At 39.8% G+C, this 18,149-nt stretch carries 13 protein-coding genes; 7 read left to right on the plus strand and 6 right to left on the minus strand.

Going from position 1 to position 18,149, the window contains the following annotated elements:
- Nucleotides 1-26: 26 nt before the first annotated feature.
- Together AB8618_RS18620 and AB8618_RS18625 are read left to right on the plus strand one after the other, a co-directional pair.
- Nucleotides 27-536, plus strand: a complete 510-nt coding sequence (locus AB8618_RS18620) for a DsrE family protein (protein WP_413402963.1) — start codon at nucleotides 27-29, stop codon at nucleotides 534-536.
- A gap of 2 nt (nucleotides 537-538) precedes the next feature.
- Nucleotides 539-1,138 carry an SGNH/GDSL hydrolase family protein gene (locus tag AB8618_RS18625; RefSeq protein WP_409425686.1) on the plus strand — a complete coding sequence of 200 codons (600 nt, stop codon included), beginning with the start codon at nucleotides 539-541 and terminating at the stop codon, nucleotides 1,136-1,138.
- On the opposite strand, the gene AB8618_RS18630 is transcribed toward AB8618_RS18625, so the two are convergent.
- Together AB8618_RS18630 and AB8618_RS18635 are read right to left on the minus strand one after the other, a co-directional pair.
- Complete coding sequence (locus AB8618_RS18630) at nucleotides 1,135-1,809, minus strand: LytR/AlgR family response regulator transcription factor (RefSeq protein ID WP_409425687.1); 675 nt, start codon at nucleotides 1,807-1,809, stop codon at nucleotides 1,135-1,137. The two genes, AB8618_RS18625 and AB8618_RS18630, sit on opposite strands and share 4 nt — an antisense overlap.
- 2 nt (nucleotides 1,810-1,811) lie before the next feature.
- Nucleotides 1,812-3,311 carry a sensor histidine kinase gene (locus tag AB8618_RS18635; RefSeq protein WP_409425688.1) on the minus strand — a complete coding sequence of 500 codons (1,500 nt, stop codon included), beginning with the start codon at nucleotides 3,309-3,311 and terminating at the stop codon, nucleotides 1,812-1,814.
- 226 nt (nucleotides 3,312-3,537) lie between these two features.
- On the opposite strand from AB8618_RS18635, the gene AB8618_RS18640 reads away from it, so the two are divergent.
- From AB8618_RS18640 to AB8618_RS18650, 3 genes are all read left to right on the plus strand, one after another.
- Nucleotides 3,538-4,410 (plus strand): ABC transporter ATP-binding protein, encoded by an 873-nt coding sequence (locus AB8618_RS18640; protein WP_409425689.1) that lies wholly within the window; start codon nucleotides 3,538-3,540, stop codon nucleotides 4,408-4,410.
- Nucleotides 4,401-7,556, plus strand: coding sequence for a M1 family aminopeptidase (locus AB8618_RS18645; protein WP_409425690.1), 3,156 nt, complete (start codon nucleotides 4,401-4,403; stop codon nucleotides 7,554-7,556). The genes AB8618_RS18640 and AB8618_RS18645 overlap by 10 nt, the downstream gene beginning before the upstream one ends.
- Before the next feature lie 207 nt (nucleotides 7,557-7,763).
- A complete protein-coding gene (locus tag AB8618_RS18650; RefSeq protein ID WP_409425691.1) occupies nucleotides 7,764-8,453 on the plus strand; it encodes a response regulator transcription factor in 690 nt (229 codons plus the stop codon).
- 32 nt (nucleotides 8,454-8,485) lie between these two features.
- Here AB8618_RS18650 and AB8618_RS18655 read toward each other — a convergent pair whose 3' ends face one another.
- From AB8618_RS18655 to AB8618_RS18670, 4 genes are read right to left on the minus strand one after another with little or no spacing between them, the layout of a single operon-like run.
- Entirely contained in the window at nucleotides 8,486-9,259 is a 774-nt protein-coding gene (locus tag AB8618_RS18655; RefSeq protein WP_413402967.1) for a CsgG/HfaB family protein, read from the minus strand.
- Nucleotides 9,259-9,681, minus strand: coding sequence for a curli assembly protein CsgF (locus AB8618_RS18660; protein WP_138605903.1), 423 nt, complete (start codon nucleotides 9,679-9,681; stop codon nucleotides 9,259-9,261). The genes AB8618_RS18655 and AB8618_RS18660 overlap by 1 nt, the downstream gene beginning before the upstream one ends.
- Nucleotides 9,675-10,067 carry a curli production assembly/transport protein CsgE gene (locus tag AB8618_RS18665; protein ID WP_178956929.1) on the minus strand — a complete coding sequence of 131 codons (393 nt, stop codon included), beginning with the start codon at nucleotides 10,065-10,067 and terminating at the stop codon, nucleotides 9,675-9,677. The genes AB8618_RS18660 and AB8618_RS18665 overlap by 7 nt, the downstream gene beginning before the upstream one ends.
- 40 nt (nucleotides 10,068-10,107) lie before the next feature.
- On the minus strand, nucleotides 10,108-11,616 hold the full coding sequence (locus AB8618_RS18670) for a curlin (protein WP_413402970.1): 1,509 nt from the start codon (nucleotides 11,614-11,616) through the stop codon (nucleotides 10,108-10,110).
- A 569-nt stretch (nucleotides 11,617-12,185) separates the two neighbouring features.
- Between AB8618_RS18670 and AB8618_RS18675 the strand changes: the two genes are divergently transcribed.
- Together AB8618_RS18675 and AB8618_RS18680 are read left to right on the plus strand one after the other, a co-directional pair.
- Nucleotides 12,186-14,690, plus strand: coding sequence for a S8 family serine peptidase (locus AB8618_RS18675; protein WP_413402972.1), 2,505 nt, complete (start codon nucleotides 12,186-12,188; stop codon nucleotides 14,688-14,690).
- A 264-nt stretch (nucleotides 14,691-14,954) separates the two neighbouring features.
- The gene (locus AB8618_RS18680) at nucleotides 14,955-18,128 is read left to right on the plus strand and encodes a glycosyl hydrolase family 18 protein (RefSeq protein ID WP_409425696.1); all 3,174 of its coding nucleotides are present in this window, start codon (nucleotides 14,955-14,957) and stop codon (nucleotides 18,126-18,128) included.
- Nucleotides 18,129-18,149 lie beyond the last annotated feature (21 nt).

Consider the following 18,149-nt stretch of genomic DNA (forward strand, 5'->3'; position numbering starts at 1 on the left):
AAAGTTAACTAACACACAGGCTTAGTATGAAATACTTATTATTATTTTTGCTCATAAGCCCGCTCTCGCAAGCGGGTGAATACCAAATAAACAATTATGGTTATTTTTATAATGTGCCCGAGCATAAATCTGATTTAAGCCAAGCGCAGTTTAAAATTGCCTTTGATGTAGGAGATGGCGCTGAAAAAGGCGCGCAAAATAATCATATTAATTCGCTAGCACGCTTTATTAATATGCATGTTGCCCATGGGGTAAAGCCGGAGAATATCCAACTTGCTCTAGTGGTACACGGTGGCGCCAGTGTTGATGTGCTTGAAAGCAGCGTTTATAAAGCGCGTTTTAACAAAGATAATAAAACCGAATCTTTAATTAAACAGCTACTTGCTAATAACATGCAGGTATATGTTTGCGGGCAGTCGGCAACCCATATGAAAGTGGCGGCTGAGCAACTCATTCCTGGAGTGAAAATGGCGCTTTCAGCAATGACTGCCCACGCCCAGTTACAGCAAAAAGGCTATACGCTGAACCCATTTTAAACATGAATATTCTTTGTTTTGGCGACTCCAATACCTTTGGTACATCACCCGTTGATGAAAAGCGGCTGCCTGCGCATGAACGCTGGCCGGGCATATTGGCAGAGCTGTTGGGTACAGGGCACCTCGTTATTGAAGCTGGGCAGCCTAATCGTACCTTAGTGAATAACCCGCCATTTAGCGGCGATAAATCAGGCGTAAAGTATTTAAAGCCTTACCTTGAGGCGCAGCCGTTGGATGTCATTATCATTGCGCTTGGCACCAATGATTTAAAAGCCCGTTTTGAATTGTCTGCTATCGATATTGGCAGAGCGCTTGAGGAGTTGATTTTAGCCATTAAAGCCTTTTATCACGGTAACGAACAGCCAAAAATAATCATATTGAGCCCGCCCAAGGTTCATGAAGTGGGAAGTTATAAAAGTATTTACGTAGGTGCAGGTATAAAAGCTAAACAATTATCTATTGAATTTAAAGCTGTCTCTGATCGCCAGGCATGTGTGTTTATCGATGGCTTTTCACTTCTTGCTGCTTGTGAAAGTGAGGGGGTTCATTGGCCATCTGAAGAACATAAGCGCCTTGCAAAGCAGCTACTACCCTTAGTTTAAAGTAGTGTGCGAGAGAGTTCTTTATATGATTTGCCAATTTTAACAACAGCCCCAGTAGTTAGTTCAACATTCTCATGATTAACCGCAGTCACTTTGTTTTTATTAATTAAATACGATTTATGAATTTGTATAAATGTATCTGCTAGCTGTTCACTCAGTTGCTTAAGTGTCGCTGTGGCAAGCGTGGTATTCTGCGCTTGATGCAACTTTACATAATTACCGTAAGCTTCAATATACTCAATGGTGTCTAACGCGAATTTTCGTTTTTCTCGGTCTACTTTAAGCGTTATACATTGGGGCTGTTGGTCTAAAGGCTGTGCCGCACGTTGACACACTTTGCTGAGAGCTTGCTCTAGCCTCGGCGCTGAAACGGGTTTGAGCAAGTAGTCTGTAACATTTAAATCAAAGCCAGCTAAAGCATACTCTTGATAGGCACTATTGATAATTACTTGCGGCGGGTTAGCAAGTGCTTTTAATAGCTCAAGGCCTGTTAACTCTGGCATATTAATGTCAAGAAACACTAAATCAATGCCCGGCTTGGCAAGCACACATAAGGCATCTTTAGCGCTATAGTATTGACCTACTATATTTATATTAGAGTGTGCAGTTAAATGATGCAGTAGGACTTGGTGCGCCAATGGCTCGTCATCAACAATAATGGCTCTTATCATTTTTACAGCTCCAAGGTCAGTGTTGTTTGCCACATTGCATCTTGCTTATGGGTTATTAGTGAATGTTTATTAGGGTATAAAAGTTGCAGTCGTTTTTGTAAATTAGCGAGCCCCATCCCATGTTCTTTTTTTACTACTCGAGCGGGTATTGGGTTGGTGCAATAAAGCGTTAAAACATTGTCATTGATTGTTATTTCAATTGATACGTGTGTTTTGTCGCTCGCGGGCTCAACCCCATGTTTTATGGCATTTTCAACAATAATAATCAACAGCAGCGGTGTGATTTTGAGGTCGTCAAAATTGTATGGCCAAACAAGGTTAAACTTACACTTATTCGCACTTCTTATTTTTTGTAATTCAATAAAATTCTTAAGGTAGTCTAGCTCTTTTGCCAGTGGCACGGATGACTTTTGCCCTTCATACACTGTGTAGCGTAGCAAGTCTGCTAAATGCAGCACTAATTGAGGTGCTTGTTCTGATTTTGTCAGCGTAAGTGCATATAAGTTATTTAATGTATTAAATAAAAAATGAGGATTAACTTGTTGTTGGAGTAATTTTAGTTCGGTTTGAGTTTGCTGTTTAGCAACTTCATTTAACTTGCTGTGTTGCTGTTGACGCTCAAACGCCAAAATAATTGGGGTACTTATAACAAGAAAAAGCAGCATAAACTGATAATTGAACTTACTAAAAATATTTTGATCGCCACTTGGTGTGAGGTTAGCAACGCCGTGGGGTAAGTCATTAATGGGTAGCGATAGAACGGCAGCTATCAACAAAGGTGTTAATACCAGCATTACAATAACGCAAACGGCTACAAACAAAAATACGCCGTGAACAGCAAGCAAGTGGCGAATGAGCAAGTATCGGTTAAATAAATATAACCCGTAAACAATTGCAGTATAAACGCCTAGTTGCCAAAAATAAGTGATAAATTGACCAAACTGCGAGACAACTTTACTTGGGTCAAAAATTAAATCAAATGGTTGATTTAATAGTGGGTTTTCATGTGTATTGAGTACCCCAGCCATTAGAAAACACCAGCCCAAAAGAGTGAGTAACACTACATTATCCAATGATATTAATGAACTTAGCCGTTTGCTATTGAGTGAAGGCTGAGTGATAACACGTTGAGATATCAGCCATGTTAGGCTTGCTGCCGTACATAAGGCCCAGCCTTGTGGTGCTAAATAGTGCCAATGAGCAAATTGTGGAAGCAGCACTCCGAGCGCGTATATCAAGATAGGGTAAGCAATAAAACCTAACAGCCAGCTCATTAAGGCCTGCCGTGAAGAATGCTTAAATGCGATTACATGGGCGATTAAAAAAGGCAGGCATACTAAAAAAAGTTGCAGGTTTATTTGTAAGTAAAGCGGTGTTGAGCTGAGCCTTAACGATAGAAAGCGAATATGGGCTTCAAGTAAAATGGCAGCCAATAATGGCATTAAGGCAATGACATATTTTACCTTAATCCGTTGTGATAAAAAGGAAATAACCGCCTGCACATTTCACCTAAATATAATTTTAACTTCGCACTACTTTACCCTTTAAACATTATTAACACATCTTTACGTTGCTAAAAAACCACAAATAATGATGAAAGTAAGGTTTTTAATGATGAGCAGCCAATCGTTACTCTTATCCCTTAGTTATAGGCTTTGATCATTACTTGCTAGCTGATTTGTTAGGTGTTGCTTAATGTGACTATTCGTCAATTAAGGAACGCAATAGATGCTGACACTTACAAATATAAATAAAAAATACCCAGATGGCACGCACGCTTTAAATGATGTGTCGGTTCATTTGCCTGCTGGCATGGTTGGTTTACTTGGACCAAATGGGGCGGGTAAATCAAGTTTAATGCGCACCCTAGCGTGTTTGCAAAGTGTGGATAATGGTCAGGTAAATTTTGATGGCTTAAATGTGCTGCAACACCCCGAACAGATGCGCAAACAGCTGGGCTATTTACCGCAACAATTTGGCGTCTATCCAAATATGAGTTGTATTGCATTACTGGAACATATTGCAACGTTAAAGGGGCTCAATAAAAAATATCGAAAGCAGCAAATAGAGGAGCTTTTGACACTGTTAAATTTATCTTCATTTGCAAACAAAAAGGTAAGCCACTTTTCGGGTGGGATGAAACAACGTTTTGGTATTGCACAAGCGTTGTTAGGCTCTCCTAAACTGATTATTTTAGATGAACCAACCGCAGGGCTTGACCCTGCTGAGCGCGAAAGTCTCAATAATTTATTGGTGACGATTAGTAAACAACGCCTAGTGCTGTTATCTACGCACATTGTAGAAGACATAGAAAATCAGTGTCACTTTGTTGCAATGATTAACCAAGGCCAGCTAATTCAAAGTGGTGAAGTAGCCGCCCTTATCAAGCCATTGCATGGATGTGTATGGCTGCTAGACACATTGCCTAGTGAACTACCGCAAGAGAGTTTGGTGCTAAGTAAAAGTTATCGGTACGGCAAACCTTCATTTCGTGTTTATGCTACAACGACCCCTGCTGAAAGTGCGATCCCCGCAGAAGCGACACTGCAAGATAGCTATTTTTATGAATTGAAAGCAAGAGGGTGTCACGCATGTTATTGATCAATGAACTGCGTTACATCACTCGTCAGCCTCTGCTTTGGTTGTGTTTTTTAGCAGCGCCTTTGTTTGCGTATACATTGTCAGCAGGGTTAGCTGTTGAAGGAAGCGATGCGATAAACCAGTTAAAGCTGCACCTAGTTGCCCTACAAATGATGCAACTAGCTTTACTGACAGGCGCGCTTGCACCGACAATTTTTTTACGTGATCAAATACACAATATGCACGAGCTTGTAGCAGCGACTCCTATTACTTTTAGAAAGCGAGCTTGGTTACGTTTAAGCGCTTTGGTGTTGTGTGTGTTTGCGATTGCGTTTATTAGTATGCTGGTGGTTGTAACACAGTTACTCAGTAACGGGTTTGACTGGCATATTATTAATCTACTGTTTGTTAATAGCCTTTTTATGTTGTTTCCTAATGCGTGTTTGCTCAGTGTCATTGCCCTGTGGTTTTGTCAAAAGTTCAGCAGTGCTTTGGTGAATTATGTGGTATTTGCAGTTTTATGGATTGGCTACTTACTACTTGCAAGTGTTACTGGTAACCCAATACTGGCGGGCAGTAGTATTATCAGTGAAACTAGCTATCAACTGTTTATTTGGTTAGACCCTTTCGCATACACAGCAATTATAGCTAGCTTTAGTGAGCCGCAAGGATGGATTATCGCTTTTAATCGGGTGCTGTTCTTATTACTCACAAGTCTTATTTATTTTAGCGCTTTAGCAAGTAATAAGTTCAACTCGTTTAGTAAGCCAGTAAAAAGTGCAGTGAGCAAGCTACAACCCGTTACAGTAGCAAATGCCTCGTACCGACCTGCGGCTGCACAAAGTCATGGTCTAGCGATATTTATCACATTTTATAAAGTAGCGCTTTTCAATGTGTTAAAGCATCCAATAACATGGATAGTTTTATTAGCTTGGCCATTCATGGTGTTTAATAGCGTAGCCTCTTCTGCTGCTTATGCTGAGCCATTGAGTGTAATCAATGCAACAACCAGTATCGATGCAATTAGTCACTATGCATTTGATATGCAAATACTGTTTGGGTGTTTGCTGATGGTGCTTTGGAGCTGGCAAATCAGTTGCTATGCACGGCGCTTTAATATGGCTGAGCTAATTGCTGCTACGCCTATCAAAACGGCCACTATTTTATATAGTCAATTATTGGTATTGGCTACTTTGGTTATTACTTTTTCAACAATGAGTTTTGTGGGAGTCTCTTTAGCGCAGTGGTTTATTGATAGCCAATATGACGCTTACGACCATGTATATGTTTTGTGTTTAACGTCACTGCCCCTGATGCTAATTGGCTGGGTAACTGTATGTGTATTTAATATTTTTCGCTCAACACTGGTTGCAGGAGCAATCGTTTTTGTGATGCTGTTGCTAAAATTTACACCCGTTATGACTTATTTAGGACTCACACACACATTTTGGAGCCTAGCTTGGACGCCATTGCAGCCGCCGAGTGAGTTTTGGGGTTATCGGGCAAGTATCAGCAGTTATTGGTCTTATATGCAGGTGTGGTTGCTGGCCGGTATAAGTTTTATATTGCTAACGTGTGTATTTAGTCATCGCGGTGCGGGGGTTGATAGGCGTGCGGTTGTGCGAAAAGATGCATGGCTAATAATGCCAGTGTTGCTCTGCGTTGGCTTATTTGTGCAATTACACCTACGTTTAGTTGATGAAAAGCCCCTTACCAATTCACACAAGCGTGAAGCTTTTAAAGCCAATTATGAAAAGAACTTTGTAGATTGGCAGCATAAGTTGCAACCACAAGTTAGCCATATTGATGCAAAAATTGATTTTTATCCGCATCAACAGTTTGCTAAGTTTTATCTGACTTACACCTTAAAAAACCTTCATCCAACGGCTATTAAGCAAATTTTAGTGGGCAGGGCGGGGTTTTATAAATGGGCGAATGTGAAGATTGCTGGTGCGACCCAAATTGCGTTTTACCCTGACTTAAATCAAGCTGTTTATGAGTTTGATATTGCATTAAAACCGCATGAAACACGACAATTAACCACAAAATTTGATATTCATCAAACAACATTGTGGCCTGCTGGTGGGCATCAAATAATTACGCCTGAATTTAGTTATATTCGTGCGGTTCCTGCGTTGCCAACCATTGGCTATCAAGTCAATTATGAGCTAACCGATACACAGTTGCGCGCTCAATATGGTTTGCAACAAAAGGCACGGCCTTTAGCTTCAACATTATTTAATGAACAGCAAAAAAGGCCTAAACACTATGAGCGCATAACGATGTCGAGCAAAATATCAACCGCAGCGGGGCATCAAGTTGTGACGCAGGGAAAACAAATTACGCATCAACGTGAGCAAGGCCGTGAGATATTTGAGTTCAAAACATTAACTGAAATTAATAACTTACCAGCTTGGCTGTCAGTGCCTTTTACTGCTGCAACTAAAAAGCATGATGGTGTTACGTTACAAGTATTTGCAAAAAAACAACAGCTGATTGAGCGTTCAGATGCAATTGCCGTTAATTTTCAAGCGATGATGGACACACTTGATTGGTTTAAAAATAATATTGTTGCTTACAAATCAAAGCAATTGAGCATAATTGCGGCCCCACCTTTTGGGGGCACAGGGTATGCTTTACCACAAATAATATTAGTTGAAGATACCGTCGGCTTTAGGGCTCGGCCAAGCGATAATGCCGGTTTTGATCAGCGTTATCGCCGTGCAGTGCATGAAACTGCACATCAATGGTTTGGCCACGATATTGGCAATAGTGTGCCTGCTGACAGTGCGTTTCTAATTGAATCGATGGCCAAATATATTGAGTTGGTGGTAATAGAAAAACATTACGGAAAGGTCGCTATGAACGCTTTGGTCGATTACGAAACAAAGCGTTACGAGCAAGCATCACGTATGGATATTACCGAAAAAATGGCATTGATTGATTCAACAAAAAGCTATGAGCAATACTCAAAAGGCACTATTGTATTTGCAAAACTAAGGAAAAAAATAGGCGATGAAGCGATAATTAAGGCACTTAACTTAGTATGGGAAAATCATACTCATCCTAATATGCCTGCTACTTCAATGGACTTTATTTTTGCGTTAAAAGAGCAAGTTAATCCACAGCTAAGTAGTTTAATTGATAAGCTGTTCTTAGAGATATGACAATCTTCAAGTCGCCAGCGGCTTGGAGTTGACTCTAAATTGCTTTAACTAAACGTGTTGTACTTCGCATAATGTGATGGCGAGAGGGTGTTGGCCGTTCGACTTAATTGCCTTACAGAGTACTCCACTACGAAGGTATACCAAAAGAGCATTGTGTTTTGTAGTTGATTTAGGTAATGTAATGAAATTGTTTCAGGGATGGTAATTATGTTAAGTAAAAAATTTGCCTTTATTAAAACAACACCTAAATCGTCTTCTCACTCATTTTGCTATACAACGATTATAAGCACTTTAAAAGCGCTTTTTAATGAAATAAAAATGGATGACTCACTCCCTAAAGTCGAGTTACGTCAAACCTTTGAACTTTATCTCGTTGATGGTGCGGATAAGGATTGGCACTCATTAATCCCTGCCGAACTAATCTGTTTAGCTAAGCAACATAAGGTGATTTTATTTAACGTTGATCCAAATGCTGTGTGTGAGAAAAACTTATTATTAAATCACTTCAATGGTGTTTTTTATAGTTCAGATGCTGCAGAGGATATTTTTAAGGCGCTTGTAAGAATAACCGACGGCGAGCTATGGTTTACTCGTAAAGTGATTTCTGATGCATTCAAAGATATATTGAATGCAGCTTCATCTAACAATTTACTGCATGACGACATAGTGCTTAGTAAATCGGATTACGAAAACTTAACCAAACGTGAAAAATCGGTGATTCAATTAATAGCGCAGGGTGCGAGTAACGATAAAATAGCGAACAAACTCAATATTAGTGATCACACAGTGAAAACTCATCTTTATAGTGCGTTTAAAAAGACTCAATCGCGTAATCGTATAGAGCTTGCAAATTGGGCACAGCGCTACATTTCGGTATTACTTCCATTAGATAATTAAATAAAAAGGCTATATGCATAGCCTTTTATTTTTTAAGCTTGTTTTTTAGCCCAAAGTCCTCGCTCTATGCCTTTAGTAATTAAATCAGTAAGCGCTTTTTCTATGGCTTGTGTTACACAAATACTCATAGGTTCGTTATCACTAAATCCAGCTTCGGCTTCGGCTAAACGTTTGTAACTAACATATCTAAAGAAGCCTGCTCGCATTTCTTGGCTCAATACTTTTTTGCTGGTCGCTACTGATAATAGTACTTGGCCAGTTCTTACATCGACTGCACGCAAATAAATTGAAATTGCATCTTCACGATATAGCTCTGAGGCACCAATCCCAAAGTATTCCATTCCTAATCCGCCAGTTTTTACATTGGTATCGTAGCTAATTATGCCACCTTCTAAAATAATTTTTGCGGTGGTTAATGGCGGAAGCTCGCCCTGATTAGGGTTAGTCGCTTGTGCCGCTCTAATAATTTTTCGCTCAGTCAAAATGTTTTGTAAACCCTCACGTTCAACCGGCGTAAACCAGTCAGACTCATGTAATGCTTGCACTAGAATAGAGTTCGCACCTTGAGTGACGGCCGTTGAAAACGAGCTAACATTAGTTTGTGGTTTATATTGACCGGTTTGATCGCGAAATGAATAAACCGAAACTGGAATGCTACCCGCAGGTTTAGGTAAGCTTTTTAAATCAGAAAAAACATCTGTTGGCTCTAACGTTACCGCACCTTGTTTTGATGGGGGAATTAAATTACCCATAGTAGAGCAACCACTAAGAGAAAGAGCGATTGTTATTATAATTACTTTATACATTATCCAAACCTCGGTACTTCGATAACCACAACCGAGTCATCAATTATATTTGTTATTCTAACCGTGATAGTGTCGGTTGTACTGGTGATTACTTCTATTTGATAATCACCACTCATAAATATTGAATCTTGGTTAAAAACACTGTCTTCAATATTTTCGCCAAAAGCCATGTCGGTGATTTCTCTCACCATCCTATTTAAGTATGTTCGCTCTAATGAGTCCTGAAATTGCTCTGCATACCCTTTTTCGATCACAGGCGCTTTATGCTTATTTTGTGCTTGTGCCTTACTAAGCAGCATATTGGCATTGAGAGGGTTGCCGCCAAAGCTCGGGTTAATAGGGGTGTAAATAATTTCAGTTGCGGAGACTGAAAAGCTTAAAGTCGTTATTATTGTTAATACTATTTTTTTCATTGTTACCATCCATTCAATGCCATGTCAGGACTCGCTGTTTGCATATTCGATCGCGCCATTGCGTCCATTACAGAATGTACTGCTTGCTCTACCCGCTCGTCTAAAGGCTCTAGCTTTCGTCCCAAGTGGGTTGCATAAATTATCTTATTATTCATTATTAATACTAATTTGGTGCCAGCACGGGGTATAACCGTTTCTTTTATTTCTACATTGAAGCCTGCTGTTGAGGGGAATTCGCGCCAATAGTTTGAAAATTCACTATAAAATTGATACCCAAAGCGGCTAATACTTTTGTTTAGAAGTAATCCATCGATTTCTAAATCATCACTGGCATTACTACAAGGAATAAAAAGAGTTAAAAGTATAAAAAAATAGTTATATTTATTATTTTTCATAGTTAAATAAGGGAGAGGGTTACTCTCCCTTTCTCATCAATTACATTTGTGTAATTGTTGCAGTGTTACCATCACCGATTTGCGTGACAGAGAACGTACTGTTAAAGCCAATTACGTTACCTTCAACAGTATTGTAATTACCTGTTTGAGTAACAGAGAATGAAACGTTTTCACCACCTAGTAAAAGCGCTGAATCTCCCGTTCCACCTACCCAGTTTCCCTCACCTTGTTGTGCAATATCAATAGAGTGATTACTGCCCTCTACCATTAAGTCAATAACGTTGATATCACCATTTTGAGCGATATCAATTTGGTTTGCATTACTATCAAGAACACCCGCTAGTGTAACAATGGCTTCGTTTTGGTTACCGACTTGATTAACATCAATATCGTTATCGTTTGATGTAAGTGAGACATCAGGGTATGAAGACTGCACTAAAATTGCGTTTTCATCACCACCTGATTGGCTAAGGTCAACATCATTGCCATTACCATTAAAATTAGCTAAATGAACCGAGCTGGAATTACTAACTTGAGTTACTGTAAATTCATTATTTGATCCAATTACACCCATGTATACTTCATTAGTGTTACCAACTTGCATTGCTGTAAGCTCATTGTTATCGCCCATTAGCTCAGTTGTTGCAAGGTTCTCATCACCAACTTGATTAACTGTTACTTCGTTGAATGAACCGTCAAAAAGACCAGACTCAATAGCATTGTCTGAACCTTCTTGGTCTAGTTTTATTTCATTATCATTGCCAGTAACGGCTGCAAAAGTAATCGTATTGTTATCACCGCTGCTTTGTTCAATAGCTATTTCGTTTGCATCACCAGCTATATCAGTGAATGTAACAATGTTGCGTGAGCCATCTTGGCTAACATCAATTTCATTTTCGTTGCCACGTAATGACTCTATTTTAAATTCATTCCACGTGTCTGTTTGTTCAATTTCAATGATGTTTTCATCACCAGATAAGCTAAGTATTTCAAACTCTTGCCACATACCTGACTGAGATGAAATAATTTCGTTGCCGTTACCTCTCATGTCCATGTTGTAAAACCAATGGCCGCCATCACCTTGTTCTACGTCAATATTATTGTCGCTACCGGTGATAATATTGATTGCTTCATTATTCTGGAATAATCCTTGGCCGAATTGAGAAACATAAACGCCGTTATGATCACCCGTAATACGAGTAATAAAACCATTAGCGATACCATCTTGCGCATAAGTCTGTTGGTTGTTATCACCCGTTGTTTCAACTTCGGCGTAATTACCATTTTGTAATTGAGCTATTTTAACATCGTTATTGTTACCAACTTCAGTAGCTAGTGCAGTATTTCCATCCCCATCTTGAGATACTAATGCTGTATTATCAGAAAATGATTGTTTAACTGTTACGGCATTTTCAATGCTACTTACAGATACTTTAGATGCAAGCTCAGAAGTTGAACCCGCTTTTGATTCTGTATTTGCGTTTGCTGTAAAGCTTGCGCCCATTGCAATTGCAATTGCACAGCTTAAAAGTGATTTATTCAATTTCATTATTATTCTCCTTGAAATGCAAAATTAAACACCTTGGTTGTTTATTAAGTTTTAATAAGGTGTTTGTCGTTACAGCATGCCGTGCTGTTAAATATGTGATTAACTTTTATTCTTAAACGTAAGGTGCGGTTTTAATCATGAATGTAGAATCTAGCTTTCAGTGCTTAAACAGTATGTTTACTGTTATCTACTTCATAACTGCTCAGTCACTGTATTCTTCAATGAACTTATTTTGAATCATCTTTTTTAATGGTATTTAAAGCTGTTTAATTTCAATGGCTTGAAATTGAATTTTGGATTTATATTTATTTCTCACTAAAATCCAATAAAAAATAATGAGTTAATGATATGTTAAAATTAATGAGTTTAGCTCATTAAAATGGATGTTTTTTATGTTTTTATCACTGTATTTCTAGTTAAAAGTAATGATTTTGTACCTTATTTTGTTTTTTTACTTGAGTTAGTCGCTGTTTAACCGTTTTCTTAGCACTTGCCACGTGATTGCTTAAATTCTTATACGTAAATTTTCCACTTAGTACAGCTAAGTTAACTTAATTACGGATAAAACGATGAAAACAAAATTATCTATTATTACACTTGCACTTTTACCTTGTTTAGCTGCGGCTAAATTGCCTGATGTAAACAGTACGACTCAAAAAGTTACTGCGAGTAGTGACTCAATTATTGTTAAATATAAAAAGAATGCTTCGCCGAAAATGCGTAAGCAAGCCCGTTCGTTAGTTAAAGCAAAAATCTCAGATTCTAATAACGATGAAATTGATGATAATTTTACTTCGTTGTTTTCTGGTCGCCTTGCTAAATTCAAAGTATCAGGAATGAGTGCTAAAGAAGCCATTGAGCGCTTAAAATCTCATCAAGCCATTGAGTATGTTGAGCCTGATTATCGTGTGAGTATTGCAAGCATACCAAACGATCCTCGCTTTGAAGATTTATGGGGTTTAAATAACGAAGGCCAAACGGGTGGTACGGTTGATGCAGATATTGATGCACCTGAGGCTTGGTCAATTTCAACTGGTAGCCGTGATATTGTTGTAGGTGTTATTGATACTGGTGTAGATTATAGCCATCCTGATTTAGCTGCGAATGCGTGGGTAAATAGTGGTGAAATAGCTGGAGATGGTATCGATAATGACGGTAACGGTTATATTGATGACGTACACGGTATTAACGCGATTACCGATGCTGGCGACCCAATGGATGACGAAGGCCACGGTACACATGTATCAGGTACAATTGGTGCCAGTGGTAACAATGGTGTTGGTATTGTTGGTGTAAACCATGATGTATCTATTGCAGGTTGTAAGTTTTTAGCTGCAGATGGTACAGGTTCTACATCTGGCGCTATTAAATGTATTGACTACATGGTAGGCCTTAAAAACTCAGGTGTTAATCTTCGTGTATTAAACAATAGCTGGGGCGGTGGTGGTTATAGCCAAGCACTTGCTGATGCGATTACTGCCAGTGAACAAGCTGATATTTTATTTGTAGCTGCTGCTGGTAATGATGCGGTAGATAACGATGTAAATCCTCATTACCCATCTAATTATGAAAATGACAATGTATTATCTATTGCAAGTACAGATAGTCGTGACAATATGTCTGGCTTTTCACAATGGGGTTTAACCAGTGTTGATATGGGCGCGCCAGGTAGTGCTATTTTATCAACCATTCCAGGTGGCGGATATGCAAGCTATTCTGGCACATCAATGGCAACGCCACATGTAGCTGGTGCTGCTGCACTTGTATTGTCAGTAAATCCAGATCTAACATCACTAGAGCTTAAAGAGTTACTTATGTCTAGTGGTGATGCTAATGCGGCATTAAATGGTAAAACGGTTGCAGGTACACGTCTAAATGTTAACCAAGCAGTCATTGATGCTGATCCAACTCCTGGGTTTAAATTATCAGTATCACCTGTTTCTCAACAAGCAACAGTTGGTGATACGGTTACCTATACCTTTACAATTGGTTCAGTTGCACAATGGGATGGTGACGTTTCACTTGCTTTGGCTGCTGATCTTACTGACGCATCACTAAGCGCAACTACAGCTCGTCCAGGTGATGAGGTTGTATTAACGGTAGCAACTAATAGCGATACTCAGTGGGGTAATTATGACTTTACTGTAACTGCTTCAACAGACGAGCAAGTTAAAGAGCAAACAGTAAGCTTAATGCTGCAACCTGCTGGTTTGAACGACTTTACTTACAGTAGTAATGAACGCGTTGAGATTCCTGATAACTCACCTGAAGGTGCAAGCTCTGTTATTACTGTGGCCGATGATTTAACTATCTTTGGTACCACGGCTGATGTAGACATTACGCATACTTGGTCTGGTGACTTAGTGCTTACACTTATTTCAGCACAAGGTACAGAAGTTACTTTACAAAGCAATGAAGGTGGCAGTGACGACGACATTGTGAAGTCATTTACATCAACGGTATTTAATTCTGAGGTAGCGACTGGAGATTGGACACTTAATGTTGAAGATACAGCAGGCGCAGATACGGGTAATATCAATGGTTGGTCACTTACATTTAGTGCTATTGGTGAAGTAAGCCCACAACCACCAGAAGCCGGCTTTAATGTTTCAGCACAAGGTTTAACTGCTACATTTACAGATACAAGCCGTGATGTTAATGATGACATTTCACAGTGGAGCTGGAACTTTGGTGACGGTGCAACTTCAACCGATGCTAATCCTATTCATGCCTACGCTGAGCCAGGTAGTTATGAAGTTGAATTAACTGTAACAGATAGTGAAAACAACTCTGATACATTTACACAAACAGTGATTGTGAGTGACGTTGAAATTGAGTTGACTCTAAAACGCGCTAATAAGTCACGTCTTGATACTATGCGTGTAGAACTAAACTGGGAAGAAGTGGGTGTTGAGTCACTTAGCTTATACCGAAATGGCGAACTAGTAGATACCGTATCAGATAATGGCCGTTACCGTGACTACGTTCGTAACGCAACATTATCAGCGTATGACTATAAGTTATGTGTTTCTGATAACGTATGTTCGAACATTATTACGGTTTCATTTAATTAAGCAAAATATACATTCCTAATGTAAACCAAGCCCAGTTTCACTGGGCTTTTTTATACCCAATTGATAAATGCTATTAATTGAACTTGGTATTTCAATCGTTTTTATAGTAGTTATAAATAACTAGTCTCATATTATTAATTAATCAATTTATATCTATTTTGTTTATTTATTGCACTTTATTTACTTGATATTTACTTTGTTCATGCTAGTTTCATAAATGGAAACTGACAATAGCATTTCTTAACACACTAAGCGGAGGAGCTAATGAGCTCACGGAAAATAATAAATAATGCCCTTAAATTGAGTGTCTTATCACTAAGTGCATTTAGTTTAAATGTATATGCATCAATAGACTGCAGTACATTGACGACATGGGAGTTAGGGCAAACTCATACAGCAGGAAGCCAAGTAAAGGCACAAAATAATGCGTATGAAGCCAAGTGGTGGACACAAGCAAACCCTTTGGAGAATGCCGGTCAATATAAAGAATGGTTACTTTTGGGTGCGTGTGACAGCGCTGTCAATGATAATCAATCGCCTATAATTACTGAGATAACACCTGGGAATGGTTCTTTATTTAACGATAAAGACAACGTTGTCATTTTGGCGCAAGCAACAGATTCAGATGGCTCGGTTGCAGGTGTGGAGTTTTTTATCGACGGTACTTCCATTGCGGTTGATAACACTGCGCCGTTTAGTGTTAACTGGCAAGCAATTGCGGGCGAACATCAAATTAGCGCTCTAGCAACAGACGATGAAGGAGCGATGTCTGCTGAAGTTGTTAATACGATAAGTGTAAGTGATTCAGTGATTGTTGATCCTGTAAACCAAGCACCTGTGGCATCTATTTCATTTAGCACACTACCTGAGCAACTTAATGTTGGGTCACAAGTGGAGTTTACACTTTCAGGTACTGACAGTGATGGTCAAGTAACAGCGCTAAGATTTGCTGAAAATGGGGTAGATATTCACCAATCAAGCTCATCAGCGAGCAGTTTTGCATGGCAAGCAACGGCACTCGGCCAGACAACTTTCACCCTAACGGTGACAGATAACGACGGTGCAACAGCGCAAGTAACAAAAGTATTAACGGTTGTTGATGAAAATACCGGCCCAGTTACGGGCACTGACTGTCGTCCCCAAGGTTTATATCAAACTCCCGGTGTAAACACGCCTTACTGTACGATTTATGACGCAAATGGTCGCGAGATCATGGGCCCAGATCATCCACGCCGTGTAATTGGATACTTTACTAGCTGGCGTAATGGCGCTAATGGTCAACCCAGCTATTTAGTAAACGATATTCCGTGGGATAAAATTACCCATATCAACTATGCCTTTGCCCATGTTGATGCCAACAATAAAGTATCAATTGGCGACCCAGCATCAGTAAATAATCCTGCTACTAATATGGAATGGCCGGGCGTAGTTGGCGCTGAAATGGACCCAGAGTTTAACTACAAAGGCCATTTTAATCTGTTAAACAAATACAAAAAACAACATCCAGATGTAAAAACATTAATATCAGTAGGCGGTTGGGCTGAAACTGGCGGTTATTTTGATGAGGCGGGCCGTGTTGAAAGCGGTGGTTTTTATACTATGACCACTAATGCTGATGGTTCAATCAATCATGCTGGCATTAATGCATTCGCACAAAGTGCTGTTGAATTTATTGAAAAGTATGGTTTTGATGGTGTTGATATTGATTATGAATACCCATCATCAATGAATGATTCAGGTCATCCAGATGACTTTCCTATCTCTAACGCACGCCGTGCAGGGTTGAATGCTTCATATCAAGTGTTAATGAAAAAGGTACGAGAAGAGCTAGACCGTGCAGGTGAAGCCGCTGGGAAGCATTATTTACTCACTATTGCATCGCCTTCGTCGGGTTATTTACTTCGTGGAATGGAAACCTTCCAAGCGGTTCAATACCTCGATTATGTAAATATCATGTCTTATGACTTACATGGCGCATGGAACTCGCACGTAGGTCACAACGCTGCGTTGTTTGACACGGGTCTTGATTCAGAGCTTACGCAGTGGAATGTATATGGTACCAAAGAGTTTGAAGGCATTGGGTATTTAAATACTGATTGGGCCGTGCGTTACTTCCGTGGTGCGATGTCAGCAGGTCGTATTAATATTGGTTTGCCTTATTACACCCGTGGCTTTAAAGATGTATCAGGTGGAACAAACGGTTTATGGGGCCAAGCGGCACTACCAAACCAAGCTGATTGCGCTAAAGGTACTGGCGTAGGTGAGAAAAACAAATGCGGTAATGGTGCACTAGGTATCGATAACCTTTGGCATGATAAGAACGATGCAGGCCAAGAAATGCCAGCAGGTTCAAACCCTTTATGGCATGTTAAAAACCTTGAAAACGGTATTGTTGGTTCGTATTTAGGCGTGTATGGCTTAACACCTGATACCGACGCCGATGACCGCTTAACAGGTACTTACACTCGTCACTATGACAGCGTTGCTGTAGCCCCTTGGTTATGGAACGCAGATAAAAAAGTATTCCTTTCAATGGAAGATGAAGAGTCAATGGCAACAAAAGTTGATTACGTTATCAACAATGGCCTTGGCGGTATTATGTTCTGGGAGCTGGCAGGTGACTTTGACTACGATTCAGCTAAAGGCGAGTACTTCATGGGATCAACGCTTACTTCACTTGCATACGATAAGTTTAATCAAAGCGGTGTTGCCTACGACGTACATGGCGGAAATCCAAACTTTACAGTGCCTGCTGAAGCAATAGATATCACATTTACAGCAAAAGACTTCCCAATTGGCGATGATAATTACCCAATCAGCCCAACGTTTGCATTTACTAATAACTCAAGTCTTGATTTTAGTGGTGCAAAAATCACATTTGATGTGCCGGTATCAACTTCCGCTATTTTTAAATCTAACTGGAATGCACAAGAAAAACTGGGCATGGCAGTAGAAGTAAATGGCTCGAACGCAGCGGGTAATAATATTGGCGGTTTTGAGAACGAGTTCCACCGTTTCTCAATCACACTGAACAATGAATGGGGCGGTCAACCAAAAGACTTTAGCGCTGGTGCAACTGTGAATGCACAAGTGATGTACTACATGCCAATCACTGGGCCTAGCAACTTTACCATTGAAAAAGATGGAAAAACTTATGCATTCAAAGCTGAATACCCAATGCTACCAGATGCAACACCGGGTGATGGCACGGGCAATCCAGATAACGGTGGCGGTGACCCTGTAGGTACGTGTGAAGGAGTTGATATAGCCACGATTCCTGTTTATCCAAACTTCCCTCAAACAGATTGGGCGGGCAACCCAAGTCATGCTGCTGGTGGCGATCTAATGGTGCATAACAACGCAGTTTATAAAGCCAAGTGGTGGACAACCTCTGAGCCGGGTGCAGCATCAGATTGGACCTTAAGTTGTAGCCTGTAATTTACAAAACAATGAGGGGTA

The sequence above is a fragment of the Pseudoalteromonas sp. RW-H-Ap-1 genome (genome assembly GCF_048318575.1).
In the GTDB taxonomy this organism is placed as follows: Bacteria; Pseudomonadota; Gammaproteobacteria; order Enterobacterales; family Alteromonadaceae; genus Pseudoalteromonas.

What these genes read in the sequence shown, in the direction of transcription:
- AB8618_RS18620 (WP_413402963.1), top strand. Translation starts at nt 27, where the DNA reads ATGAAATACTTATTATTATTTTTGCTCATAAGCCCGCTCTCGCAAGCG.
- AB8618_RS18625 (WP_409425686.1), top strand. Translation starts at nt 539, where the DNA reads ATGAATATTCTTTGTTTTGGCGACTCCAATACCTTTGGTACATCACCC.
- AB8618_RS18630 (WP_409425687.1), bottom strand. Translation starts at nt 1,809, where the DNA reads ATGATAAGAGCCATTATTGTTGATGACGAGCCATTGGCGCACCAAGTC.
- AB8618_RS18640 (WP_409425689.1), top strand. Translation starts at nt 3,538, where the DNA reads ATGCTGACACTTACAAATATAAATAAAAAATACCCAGATGGCACGCAC.
- AB8618_RS18645 (WP_409425690.1), top strand. Translation starts at nt 4,401, where the DNA reads ATGTTATTGATCAATGAACTGCGTTACATCACTCGTCAGCCTCTGCTT.
- AB8618_RS18650 (WP_409425691.1), top strand. Translation starts at nt 7,764, where the DNA reads ATGTTAAGTAAAAAATTTGCCTTTATTAAAACAACACCTAAATCGTCT.
- AB8618_RS18655 (WP_413402967.1), bottom strand. Translation starts at nt 9,259, where the DNA reads ATGTATAAAGTAATTATAATAACAATCGCTCTTTCTCTTAGTGGTTGC.
- AB8618_RS18660 (WP_138605903.1), bottom strand. Translation starts at nt 9,681, where the DNA reads ATGGTAACAATGAAAAAAATAGTATTAACAATAATAACGACTTTAAGC.
- AB8618_RS18665 (WP_178956929.1), bottom strand. Translation starts at nt 10,067, where the DNA reads ATGAAAAATAATAAATATAACTATTTTTTTATACTTTTAACTCTTTTT.
- AB8618_RS18670 (WP_413402970.1), bottom strand. Translation starts at nt 11,616, where the DNA reads ATGAAATTGAATAAATCACTTTTAAGCTGTGCAATTGCAATTGCAATG.
- AB8618_RS18675 (WP_413402972.1), top strand. Translation starts at nt 12,186, where the DNA reads ATGAAAACAAAATTATCTATTATTACACTTGCACTTTTACCTTGTTTA.
- AB8618_RS18680 (WP_409425696.1), top strand. Translation starts at nt 14,955, where the DNA reads ATGAGCTCACGGAAAATAATAAATAATGCCCTTAAATTGAGTGTCTTA.